The organism is Labilibaculum manganireducens (assembly GCF_002843385.1).
Taxonomy (GTDB): domain Bacteria; phylum Bacteroidota; class Bacteroidia; order Bacteroidales; family Marinifilaceae; genus Labilibaculum; species Labilibaculum manganireducens.
On the sequence record NZ_MVDE01000012.1, the window covers coordinates 16874 to 29391 of the forward strand.

Genomic DNA, 12518 nt, shown 5'->3' on the forward strand with positions numbered 1-12518 from the left:
GTTTTATTCTTTAAAGGGAATTCAAAAAAAGGTAGGATGCAGTAAAGATATCAGATAAATAGGAGAGAGATAAAAATGATAACATTTCTTAACATTTTTAACAATTCAGATTGCTCTGCAACTATTTTAATCAAATTTAATCGCCTTTGCAGGAGTTATTTTTGTAATTAAATAGGAGGGAACAAGCAACATCGAAACCGTAGCAATTAAACTGCCAATATTCAGAAGAATAATGTGAGTGATTTTAAGATTGATTGGTACGGTATCTACATAGTAGTTGGTTGGATCTAAAGGAATAATTTTAAAAAAGTACTGAAGCAGACACACGGAGATTCCAATAATATTTCCCCATAATAATCCTTGTCCAATAAGCATAGCAGATTGGTAAAGAAATATCTTTCGAATCGACCAGTTTTCTGTGCCAAGTGCTTTTAAAATTCCAATCATATTGGTCTTTTCCAGAATAATAATTAAAAGCCCCGAAACCATATTAAAACCGGCAACCAGTATCATCAGGCTTAAAATAATCCATACATTCATATCGAGCATGTCAAGCCAGCTAAATATTTGCGGATATTTACGAACAATGCTTCTTACTTTAAAACCGGCGCCATCATCGGTAAATGATGCAGCTGTAATTCCTTTTATCTGCTGATCGATAAGATCTAAATCGTCAAAATTATCAATGAAAATTTCGTAGCCGCTAACCTGATTGTCACTCCAGTCATTTAATTTCTGAATGTGTTGTATGTCGCAGATAAGGAATAGTTTGTCGAATTCTTCCATTCCGGTATTGTATATCCCGGCAACGGTAAAACTTCTTACTCTGGGTGGTTGCTGAATAAAATAAACCGATAATTTGTCACCTACTTTTAATTGTAGAAGATTTGAGAGTTTTTCCGAAATCAAAATATCGTTACTTTTGGTACTGTCGGTGAGCTGAATGGTTTTTCCCTCCACCAAATGATTCTTAAAAAAACTCCAATCGTAATCTTTACCTATTCCATTTAAAACAATTCCTTGAATATCCGATTTTGTTTTAAGAATACCCGGTTTTGTTGCAAAGGATTGTACATGTGAAACTCCAGGTATTTTTTCAATGCTGCTTACGGAGATTGCATTTTTTTCGATGGGATTAGTTTCAAACGACGAGTTGTTGTCGTAATTTGTGATTTGTATATGAGAACCAAAACCGATAACCTTGTTGGTAATTTCAGATTTGAACCCGGTAACAATAGCTACAGCCAATATCATTACTGCGATGCCAAGAGAAATACTTATTTTGGCAATACTAATAATAGGATGAGATATATTTCCACCGCCTTTTTTGCTGATGGTAATTTTCTTAGCTATAAAAAGTTCCAGATTCAAATTGAGATTTTTTTATTATAAAAGTTTGTTATTATAGTTTGCGTATTTCTTCAATAAAATATTTTGTTGATTGTCAGGTTATATAAGTTGCGACCGTTTTGAGGTTTAAATTAATGCCCCCAAGCTATAGTCTAATAAGCTATTGTTTTTAAAGATTAATACAAAAGTAGTAATTTCGGGTTTACAGATGTGAAAAATTAGTTAAATGAGAAAAATAAAACAATCGATTCAATATTGTGTGCTGTGTTCATACTTTTTGTTTGTAGTATGTGTAACATCTTGTGCACAAAAACAATCAGATTCATTAACAACCGGAGCCGAAAATTTCACGGAATATATACCTCTGTTTAAAGAGAAAAAAATTGCAGTTGCCGCCAATCAGTCCTCATTGATTAAAGGCGAACATTTGGTCGATGTATTATTGGCAAAAGACATTCACATTACAAGAATATTTAGTCCCGAACACGGCTTTAGGGGAGATGCTGACGCGGGTGAGAAAATTACCAATGGCATAGATGCGAAAACAGGATTGCCGATTGTGTCCCTATATGGAAAGCATTATAAACCTTCGGCTGCTGATTTAAAAGATGTTGATATTGTGGTGTTTGATATTCAGGATGTTGGTGTTCGCTTTTACACATACATATCCACACTGCATTATGTGATGGAGGCTTGCGCCGAACAGGGAAAACAGGTAATTGTTCTCGATCGGCCAAATCCAAACGGACATTACGTGGATGGACCAGTCCTGAAGATGAAATACAGTTCCTTTGTTGGAATGCATCCGGTGCCTGTGGTTTATGGCATGTCGATAGGTGAATATGCCCAAATGATTAACGGGGAAAAATGGTTGAAGAATAAAGTACAATGTGAATTAAAAGTGATTCCATGCAAAAACTGGAACCGGGAGAAATCCTATTTACTGCCGGTAAAGCCGTCGCCCAATCTGCCAAATCAATTGTCTGTTGCTTTGTATCCGTCTCTGTGTTTTTTCGAAGGAACAGTGGTTAGTGCCGGTCGTGGTACAAATTATCCGTTTCAAGTATACGGACATCCATTTTTTACCAAGGGTGATTTTGAGTTCACGCCAAGAAGTATTCCCGGAGCAAGTAAATACCCAAAGTTTAAAGGTGAAAAATGTGTTGGTTACGATTTACGTAAGATAAATGCGGATGACTTTCGAAAGAAGAAAAAATTGGATCTGTCTTTTTTACTAAATGCTTATAGTGAATTAAAAGCCAAGTCTGATTTTTTCAATTCTTTTTTTGAAAATCTTGCAGGAACAGCAAATCTGAGAACTCAAATTGAAAACTCCATATCGGAAGAACAAATTAGAGAGAGCTGGAAAAAGGATCGCAAAAAATTTATGGCAATTCGAGCGAAGTATCTTATTTATCCTGACTTTACTGAAAGGTAGGTAGAAAGAGAAACAGAAGCACCGGAGTGAAAGGAAAGTTGTATCGACTAAGTTGCAAATCCGATGTTCTGTTTCTGAGGGATTCTTTTATTTGTGGTTGAATTTGTATTCGTCTTTAACAAGAGCAAGTTTACAAAAGAGAAATTTAGGAAGTATAAACTGACTATTAATTATGTGTTAATTACGATTTGTTTTTTCAGATTTAGGAGCAGAAATTAACAATTGAATAGCGTGAAATTAATTTAGATTTTCTCAAAATAATAAGTAAATTTAAAGGAGTGTTCAATAAATAAAATATTTAAAATGGCATTTACCTTGCAAATTAATGATAAGGCTCCGGATTTTGATCTGATAGCTACCGATGGAATTCGATATAAATTAAACGATTTTAAATCATCTAAACTTTTAGTTGTTTTTTTTACTTGTAATCATTGTCCGTATGTTATCGGCTCTGATGAAGATACCAGAATGATTGCTGATAAATACATTCCAAATGGAGTCGAATTTGTGGGAATTAATTCTAATTCAGCAAACACTTACGAGGAAGATGATTACCATCATATGGTAATACGAATGGAAGAAAATGATTTTCCATGGGTTTATTTGTATGACGAAACACAAGAAGTGGCAATGACTTACGGTGCACTGAGGACTCCACATTTTTATTTGTTTAATGAAGCACGCAAATTAATTTATACAGGAAGAGCTGTTGATAATCCAAAGGATACTTCTAAGGTTTCAGTCAGAGATTTGGAGAGAGCTGTAGATGAATATTTGGCTGGAAAAGAAATCTCTGTTCCGGTAACCAACCCGATTGGCTGCAACGTAAAATGGGATGGGAAAGACAAACACTGGATGCCTGCTGATGCCTGCGATTTGTTGTAGTTTTGTTGTGAATGAGCCGTTTTGTATTTTTTTAAATGGCTTTTTCTTATTGAAAACAGTATACCTAGGTGAGTAAAGACGAATTTTTAACCGCATTTGAAAATATTAAAATTGGTTTTTAAACTGATTTTTTAGATATTCAACCCCGATATGAAGGAGATTGAATTAATACATAATCTGAATGATGGAAACAGAATTGTTTTCAATCAGCTATTTAAAAAGTATTATTCAGGACTTTGTTCGTTTGCTTCTAATTATATTTCAAATCAAGATTTAATAGAGGATTTTGTGCAAGAATCCTTTATAAAACTTTGGGAAAAAAGAAAATCCGTTGAATCTATTAGTGCCATGAAAGGCTTTTTGCATGTTGTTATTCGAAACAAGTGTCTCAATCATATTCGTGATTCAAAAAAAATATTTTTACTGGCAGATGAAGAATACAAACAACTTTTATCTGAAGATTTTTTTCTGGAGAAAATTATAGAAGAGGAGTATTATTCTCAGTTATACCAACTTATAAAAACTTTACCTCCGCGAACTCAAGAAGTTTTAAATTTGAGTATGAGAGGTTTAAATCAATCGGAGATATCGGAAGAATTAGATATCGAAATAAGTACTGTTAAAAGCCACAAGAAGCTTGCTTACAAAATATTAAGAAAAGGTTTTGAAGTTTTCGTTTTTGCGATGATGTTGAATTAATTCTTCATTGTTTGGCTAATTCAGACAAACTTAGAAAAATTCTTTTTTTTAAAATCATTTTCTACTCCCCCTTCTTTTCGTTTTTCGTGTTATATATTTAGTAATAGGAAAAAAATGGAAAAATTTAGTAAGGAGTTTAGGGTTGGTGAATTACTTTTCAAGCAAAGAATTGAAAGTTTATCACCTGTGGAGGAAATTGAGTTGAGTACTTGGTTAGAAAGCGATAATAAAAATGAATTGTTCGCGAATAGTTTATTATCGGATGAAGATTTAGCAGAACAAATTTCAAAAAGAAAGAGCGTAAGAACTAATTCAGCTTTACAAAAGGTAAATGAAAAGATTGATTCTGCGAAAACCCGTCGCTTAGTTATAAATTTCTTAAAATATGCAGCTGTAATTTTCCTGCCAATTGCTGCTGTTTGGTTTGCAAATTCTACTTATAACCAAAGTTTACTTGTACAAGAAATCCTAATTGAACCAGGTAGCCCGAAAGCTGTTTTAATGCTTGCAGACGGATCCAGTGTTGATTTGGGTGCTCAAAAAAATAAATCTATTCAGTTTGAGAATGAGGTTGTTGCCAGGAATGTCAATAGTAATCTTATTTACAGTCAATTGAATGAGAATAATCAAGAACAAAATTTAATTGAAAAATTCAATACATTACTCACTCCGTTAAAAGGTGAATATTCGACTACTTTGAGTGATGGGACAAAAGTTTGGCTGAATTCTTCTTCTTCCCTTCGATATCCAGTTCAGTTTTCAAAAAATAAACGTAAAGTGTACTTGTTGGGAGAGGCATATTTTGAGGTGGCGAAAAATGAGACAAAGCCTTTTTACGTTGTTTTGGAAAATGGAATGGAAGTTAGAGTATTGGGAACCAAATTCAATATTATGTCATATGGAGATGAAGATTTGGTTGAAACCACCCTTTTGGAAGGGAAAGTGCAGGTGACGTCCAAAAATGTCAACGGATGCGAACAGAAAAATATTTTAATTCCTAATCAGCAATTCTCTTTTAATAAAGAATCGAAAAAATCAGAAGTTAAATTTGTGGATGCATCCATCTATGCATCATGGAAAGATGGTTTGTTTATTTTCGAAAATGAAAAACTTGGCGTTTTTATGAGAAAGCTGGAACGTTGGTATGGTTGTGGTATTGTTTATGAGAATGAAGAATTAATGAACATTAGCTTTACTGGTGAAATAAAAAAGTATGAAAATTTTTCTTCAGTATTGAAAATGTTAAAGCTGACTGAAGATATTGATTTTGCTGTTGAAGGGAATGTAATCTACGTAAGAAAAGGACTAAAATAAAAATCGGAAAATGCGCTAACATTTTCCGATCCTAAATCAATTTTCCTGTCATGATTAGGACTCATGCAGGAATGTATTAAATGTATCATTTAACAAATCAAAACTATGAAAAAATCATGGAGAATGAAAACCTTTCTTTCCGGAAGGTGGAGAAAAATTCTACTAATTATGAAGTTGACCTGTTTATTCATGCTATTAAGTGTGTTTCAACTTACGGCAAGTGTAAGTGCTCAGAATGTTCGCATGGATGTGGATTTTGAAGATGTGTCTTTGTCCGAGGTCTTTCGAGAGGTGAGAAAATTAAGCGGATTTAATTTTCTGTACAATGCTGAGGAAATCAATAGTAAGGAGCACCTGAGCATTGAGATGAAAAATGCTACTCTTGAAGAGGTGCTTGAAGAATGCATTAAAGGAAGAGGTTTAAAGTATAATATTCAGGACAGTACTATTGTATTGTCAACGGCACCAGAGCAAATACTTCGGGAAAGCGATGTTCAGGAAAAGAAAATTCTAAATGGATCTGTAACCGATAAGGATGGATTTCCTTTGCCTGGAGTTTCGGTAGTTGTAAAGGGAACGACAAGAGGAGTTATTACCGATGTAGATGGTAATTTTAATCTTGATGTTAAAGGCGATAATATTATTCTGCTTTTTTCATTTGTAGGAATGAAAACACAAGAAGTTTCGGTTGGAGAACTTTCTTCTCTTGAAATTGTTTTGGAGCAGGATAATTTGGGAATGGAGGAAGTTGTTGTCATTGGTTATGGTCAGATAAAAAAGGAGGATGCAACAGGCTCTGTTGTGGCATTGGGAGAGAAGGATTTTAATCAGGGAACTACAAGTTCACCACAAGATTTAATAATGGGAAAAGTTGCTGGAGTTAATCTTGTTAGCGCAGGAGGACAGCCAGGATCAGATGTTAGAATCCGAATTAGAGGTGGTTCTTCAATGTCTGCGAGTAATGATCCACTTATTGTGATAGATGGAGTACCTATTGACAATAGAAGTATTTCAGGGATGAGTAACATTCTTAGCTCTATAAATCCAAGTGATATTGCATCATTTTCTGTTCTTAAAGATGCTTCATCGACTGCAATTTACGGTTCAAGAGCATCAAATGGTGTAATTATTATCAATACTAAAAAAGCTAAAAAAGGGCAAAAGTTAAGTGTAGATTATGGCTCGAGGTTTTCTATCGGTAAAGTTGTGAAAACGTTTGATCTGTTAAATGGAGACGAATTTAGAGATATTATTAATAGCAGGCACGCTTCCGACTCGGATGTTGATAAAGCAATCCGCAATCGTTTGGGAAGTGAGGATACCAATTGGCAGGATGAAATCTATCAAAATAGTTTTAGTCAAGACCACAATCTTAGCATTGCGGCATCTGTAAAAGATATTCCTGTAAGAGCTTCTATAGGATACACCGATCAGGAAGGTGTTCTTAAAACTTCCGAGATGAAAAGAACGACCTATACTTTTAACATGAATCCAAGTTTATTTGATAATCATTTAAAGTTGAATATCGGCTTAAAGGGAATGGATATTGATAATCGATTTGCAGATCCAGGTGCAATTGGGGCCGCAATTCGTTTTGATCCAACTCAGCCAGTTAGAAGTTCTGCTCCCGAATTCGATCAGTTCGGAGGATACTATACATGGATGCTTAATGGAACAAAGAATATTAATGGAACGAATAATCCTGTTTCTATGCTTGAGCAAGCGCGTGATAAATCGGATGTTAATCGAATTATCGGTGATTTTAAATTGGATTATAAAGTTCATGGTTTACCGGAGTTAAGTATTAACATGGTGACAGGTATTGATTATACTAAAAGTGAAGGGAAAGATATTGTTGATGATAAGGCTGCTTTCGCATCCAACGATAATTCGGAATTGATTAGGACATATAATCATGATCTTAAAAATGAACTTTTTGATTTTTATTTGAATTACAATAAGGAATTTAAAAATATTGACAGTAGAATTGATGCTATGGCAGGGTATGAGTGGCAACATTTCAAGAGTGAATCAGATCAAACTGTAATGCGAAGAAATGTTACAGATCCCTCCTTTAGTGCAGATGAAACAGAAAATTATTTAGTATCGTTTTTTGGTCGTTTAAACTATACTTTCAAAGAAAAGTACTTACTCACTTTAACTGTTCGTCGAGATGGTTCAAGCCGCTTTCATAAAGATGAAAGATGGGGAACTTTTCCATCACTGGCTTTTGCATGGAAGATCAAAAATGAAAATTTCCTTAAGAACTCTAATCTGGTAAGTAGTTTAAATATGCGACTTGGATATGGAGTTACAGGACAGCAATCTATATCAAGTAATGATTATCCATATATGGGAACTTATACTAAAAGTGATGAGTTCAGACAATATCAGTTTGGGTCAGAATTCGTTTATACACTGCGACCAAATGGATATGATGAGGCGTTAAAGTGGGAGGAAACCACAACTTACAATTTTGGATTGGATTATGGGTTCTTTAATAATCGTGTTTATGGTAGTCTTGATGTTTATTTTAAGGAAACCGAAGATTTAATTAATACCATTCCCGTTCCAACAGGAACCAATTTCACAGATTTATTGACAACAAATGTTGGAGCATTAGAAAATAGAGGTGTTGAGTTTTCCATAAACACATTGCTTGTGGCTAAAGAAAATTTTAGTTGGGATTTAGGCTTTAATATCACATACAACGAGAATGAAATAACCAAGCTTACCAACTACGATGATCCAAATTATAGAGGAGTTGAGACTGGTGGAATTAGTGGTGTTGGTGTTGGGAATAATATTCAGATCCACTCAGTTGGTCACGCCCTTAATACATTTTCTGTCTACAAACAAAATTACGATCAAGCGGGTAAACCAATTGAGGGTGATTATGTTGATTTGAATAATGATGGAGAAATTAATACAAGTGACCGATACTTTGGTGGAAGTCCGGATCCTGAAGTTTTCATGGGAATTTCATCAAGTATAAATTATAAAAACTGGGATTTCAGCTTTAATGGTCGGGCAAGTTTTGGTAACGATGTTTATAACAATAATGCTTTGGGTGCACGTTATCAGGAAATGGTAGTTAATGATTATTTAACTAATTTGCCTTCGTCGATTAAGCATACACAATTCGAAAATGCGCAGCAATTTTCAGATTTTTTTGTGGAGGATGGAAGCTTCTTTAAAATGGATAATATATCACTTGGGTACAGCTTTAAGAAATTAAAAATGTTTAAAGGAGATGTTGATTTAAGATTGTATTCCAGTATTCAAAATGTATTTACGATTACTGGTTACGATGGACTTGATCCTGAAATTACAGATGGGATTGATAACAATGTTTATCCAAGACCAAGAACATTTTTGTTTGGTGTTAACATGAAGTTTTAATCTTAAATTTTGGAAAAAATGAATAAGAAATATTTAAAATCAATATATATAATCGGACTATATCTATTCACTTTTTTTGTGACATCTTGTACCGATGATTTGGATACAGTGCCATTGGATAAAGACATTCAAATTGAAATAAGCAGCGATGAGGATTTCAAGCAATTAATGGCGAAGTGTTATGCCAATTTAATACTTGGAGGGCAAACGGGAAGTGATAGAGACATCAGTAGATTAGATGTGAATTTCTCATCTTATTTAAGGTTACTCTTTAATATGCAGGAATTAACAACAGATGAGGCTATTTGTGCATGGAATGATGGAAACCTGCCAGATTTGCATGACATGGATTGGAATGCACAAAATGAATTTATTACCGCAATTTACAGTCGAATAAATTTGGGTGTTTCGTATTGTAATAAACTCATTCAACAAATTAGCGAACAGTCAAAGTATTCAGATTATTTGCTTGAGGCTAGGGTTTTAAGAGCTCTTGCATACTGGCATATGTTAGATCTGTTTGGAACAGCTCCGTTTGTGACTGAAGCTGATCCCGTAGGTTCTTTCTTTTTCCCTGAACAAGCTTCAAGCGAAGAATTGTTTACATACATAGAATCAGAACTTCAAGCGATTGAAAATGAATTGCCTGAGCCTGGCACTAATCAGTATGGACGGGCAGACAGGGGTTTGGCTTGGATGTTATTGGCCAAATTGTATTTAAATGCCGAAGTTTATATAGGGCAAGAGAAATATTCAGAATGTATTTCTTACTGTAACAAATTTACAGGTAATAGTTTTTATTCATTGGAGCCTGTTTATAAAAATTTGTTCTTAGCTGATAATCATTTGCGACGGAATGAAATAATATTTCCCATTTGCTCAGATGGAAAGCGTACCCAAGGAGCGGGTGGAATGAGTTTCCTAATTCATGCTGGAATAGGAGGAACAATGAAAGGAAGCGACTACGGAGTAAGTGGTGGCTGGGGAGGAAACAGAACGACCAAGGCTCTGGTTAATAAGTTTTCTGATCCATCCGGTTTAACTGATAATAGAGCCAGTTTTTATACTGATGGACAAACGTTGGAAATTGACGATGTTTTTGCCTTCTCACAAGGTTATCCTGTGGTCAAATATTTTAACATAACTTCGGCAGGTGATTCTGGATCTGATTTAGAATTTGTTGATACAGACTTTCCTTTATTCAGATATGCTGACGTGTTATTGATGTATGCCGAATGTGTTTTAAGAGGTGGTTCAGGTGGTGATGCAGCTACTGCATTGATTTATGTGAATCAAATTCGGGAAAGAGCCTATGGTGACGCATCTGGGAATATTAATTTATCGGAATTAACGCTGGAGTGGCTTCTCGATGAAAGAGCGCGGGAGTTACATTGGGAAGGTCATCGAAGAACCGATCTTGTACGTTATGGTAAATTAACCGGAGGAGATTATCTATGGCCATGGAAAGGAAATACAAAAGAAGGCAGTTCAACAAATGCCAAATTTAATGTATTTCCAATACCTTCATCCGATATAAATTCAAATCCAAACTTGGTGCAAAACGAAGGATATTAATTTATCAGAAATTCTAATTTAAAATAGCTGTTGGTGATTGGATTATCTGATTACCAATGGCTATAATCCACAAATATTTACGGTAAAACAATTGATTAACAATCTAGTGGCTGGATTGAATAAGATACTTTTGTGCTTTTTTAAAATTGCACAGGTAAAGAGATTCTTGTGGTTTTAGCCTTCTGCAGGGATAGTTTCATAAATTAGAAATGGAGGCGTCATTCTAAGATGGCGCCTCTTTATATGGATGAAAATAAGATTCAATTAAAGATTATTGCAATAAAAACGGCTCCAAAATTTGGAGCCGTTCTTTCATGTTTTTAAGCTAATTCCTTTTAGCTTTATCCTTTTACCTGTTAAATAGTCCTTCCCGGATAAACCTTCAATGCTTCAGCAAGAGTTTCCATCGCTTTCGCCAACTCTTCTTTTTTAAGAACGTAAGCAATACGCACCTCATTTTTGCCTAAACCTTTAGTCGCATAAAATCCAGTGGCAGGAGCAACCATTACAGTTTGGTTTTTGTATTCAAAATCCTCTAAAATCCACCGTGCAAACTTGTCAGCATCGTCAATTGGAAGTTTTACTACGGTGTAGAAAGCTCCTTTAGGAGTTGGACAGTAAACGCCATCCATATCATTTAAAGCAGCCACCATAAAGTTACGGCGATCGATGTATTCGTTGTAAACTTCGGTGAAGTAATCTGCAGGTGTCTCCAAAGATGCTTCGGCAGCAATCTGTCCAAAAGCAGGAGGACACAAACGAGCCTGAGCAAATTTTAAAGCGGTGGTAATTACATCTTTATTTTTTGTTATCATCGCACCAATACGAACACCACATTCGCTGTAGCGTTTCGAAACAGAATCAATTAGAATTACATTTTGCTCCAAGCCTTCCAACTTCATAGCTGAGAAATGTTCTTCGCCATCGTAACAAAACTCACGGTAAACTTCGTCTGAGAAAAGGAACAGGTCGTGCTTGATAATCAATTCACGCAATTGGTTCAATTCCTCTTTTGAGTACAAGTAACCAGTTGGGTTATTTGGGTTACAAATAACAATTCCTTTGGTTTTTGGGGTCATTAATTTTTCGAATTCTTCAATTGCAGGCAATGCAAAATCATTTTCGATACTCGATGTAATTGGTTTCACAACCACACCGGCAGCTACAGCAAAACCATTGTAGTTTGCATAAAAAGGTTCTGGAATTAAAATCTCATCCCCCGGATTCATACAAGTCATCAAAGCAAAAGTAATTGCTTCCGATCCACCGGTAGTAATCAACATTTCATTTTCGTCCACGTTAATTCCGATGTTCTGATAGTATTTCGCCAATTTTCTGCGATAAGAGATATTGCCCGCCGAATGAGAATACTCAATCACCTTTTCGGTACAATTTCTAATGGCTTCCATGGCAACCTCAGGTGTTTTAATGTCCGGCTGACCAATGTTTAATGGATACACAGTTCTTCCTGCAGCTCTTGCAGCTTCAGCGTAAGGAACCAATTTACGAATTGGTGACTCAGGCATTAATCTTCCTTTGTCTGATATTTGTGGCATTTGTTACGTGTTTATATATTTATGAATGAAGTTTTTTGTTGCTCAAAAGTAGATAAATTTCCATGTAAAAAAAATGATTTTTATTGCTTTTCAGCATCCCGTTAAAAATCTGAAATTTACTCTCCAAACCAGTGATTTTAAAACAAATGCATGGTTTCATTCTCCCCCTTATTTTTATTGCAAAATACTTACAGATCGCTTTCCTACAGATTGTTGCTTTTTGTTGAAGATATATCTCTCAGATTTTCTTAATTTTGAGCCAAATTTTTTTAGTAGTATAGATTTTTAAATTTTAGTTA

General features: G+C 34.8%; 8 protein-coding genes. 6 read left to right on the plus strand and 2 right to left on the minus strand.

Annotated elements, in window-relative coordinates:
* Positions 1-126 precede the first annotated feature (126 nt).
* A complete protein-coding gene (locus BZG01_RS09530) occupies positions 127-1371 on the minus strand; it encodes an ABC transporter permease (RefSeq protein WP_101309609.1) in 1245 nt (414 codons plus the stop codon).
* 205 nt (positions 1372-1576) lie between these two features.
* On the opposite strand from BZG01_RS09530, the gene BZG01_RS09535 reads away from it, so the two are divergent.
* The 6 genes from BZG01_RS09535 to BZG01_RS09560 all read left to right on the plus strand — a co-directional run bounded on the left by BZG01_RS09535 (position 1577) and on the right by BZG01_RS09560 (position 10663).
* A complete protein-coding gene (locus BZG01_RS09535) occupies positions 1577-2788 on the plus strand; it encodes an exo-beta-N-acetylmuramidase NamZ family protein (protein WP_101309610.1) in 1212 nt (403 codons plus the stop codon).
* A gap of 303 nt (positions 2789-3091) precedes the next feature.
* The gene (locus BZG01_RS09540) at positions 3092-3673 is read left to right on the plus strand and encodes a thioredoxin family protein (RefSeq protein ID WP_101309611.1); all 582 of its coding nucleotides are present in this window, start codon (positions 3092-3094) and stop codon (positions 3671-3673) included.
* Positions 3674-3823: 150 nt separating this feature from the next.
* Positions 3824-4372 (plus strand): RNA polymerase sigma factor, encoded by a 549-nt coding sequence (locus BZG01_RS09545; RefSeq protein ID WP_101309612.1) that lies wholly within the window; start codon positions 3824-3826, stop codon positions 4370-4372.
* A gap of 114 nt (positions 4373-4486) precedes the next feature.
* The gene (locus BZG01_RS09550) at positions 4487-5686 is read left to right on the plus strand and encodes a FecR family protein (protein ID WP_101309613.1); all 1200 of its coding nucleotides are present in this window, start codon (positions 4487-4489) and stop codon (positions 5684-5686) included.
* Between the two features lie 105 nt (positions 5687-5791).
* Positions 5792-9088, plus strand: a complete 3297-nt coding sequence (locus BZG01_RS09555; protein WP_101309614.1) for a TonB-dependent receptor — start codon at positions 5792-5794, stop codon at positions 9086-9088.
* A gap of 18 nt (positions 9089-9106) precedes the next feature.
* A complete protein-coding gene (locus tag BZG01_RS09560; RefSeq protein WP_101309615.1) occupies positions 9107-10663 on the plus strand; it encodes a RagB/SusD family nutrient uptake outer membrane protein in 1557 nt (518 codons plus the stop codon).
* A gap of 356 nt (positions 10664-11019) precedes the next feature.
* On the opposite strand, the gene BZG01_RS09565 is transcribed toward BZG01_RS09560, so the two are convergent.
* Positions 11020-12219 carry a pyridoxal phosphate-dependent aminotransferase gene (locus BZG01_RS09565; protein ID WP_101309616.1) on the minus strand — a complete coding sequence of 400 codons (1200 nt, stop codon included), beginning with the start codon at positions 12217-12219 and terminating at the stop codon, positions 11020-11022.
* Positions 12220-12518 lie beyond the last annotated feature (299 nt).

Coding starts and splice junctions, on each gene's coding strand:
- BZG01_RS09535 (WP_101309610.1), top strand. CDS start 1,577: ATGAGAAAAATAAAACAATCGATTCAATATTGTGTGCTGTGTTCATAC.
- BZG01_RS09540 (WP_101309611.1), top strand. CDS start 3,092: ATGGCATTTACCTTGCAAATTAATGATAAGGCTCCGGATTTTGATCTG.
- BZG01_RS09545 (WP_101309612.1), top strand. CDS start 3,824: ATGAAGGAGATTGAATTAATACATAATCTGAATGATGGAAACAGAATT.
- BZG01_RS09550 (WP_101309613.1), top strand. CDS start 4,487: ATGGAAAAATTTAGTAAGGAGTTTAGGGTTGGTGAATTACTTTTCAAG.
- BZG01_RS09555 (WP_101309614.1), top strand. CDS start 5,792: ATGAAAAAATCATGGAGAATGAAAACCTTTCTTTCCGGAAGGTGGAGA.
- BZG01_RS09560 (WP_101309615.1), top strand. CDS start 9,107: ATGAATAAGAAATATTTAAAATCAATATATATAATCGGACTATATCTA.
- BZG01_RS09565 (WP_101309616.1), bottom strand. CDS start 12,219: ATGCCACAAATATCAGACAAAGGAAGATTAATGCCTGAGTCACCAATT.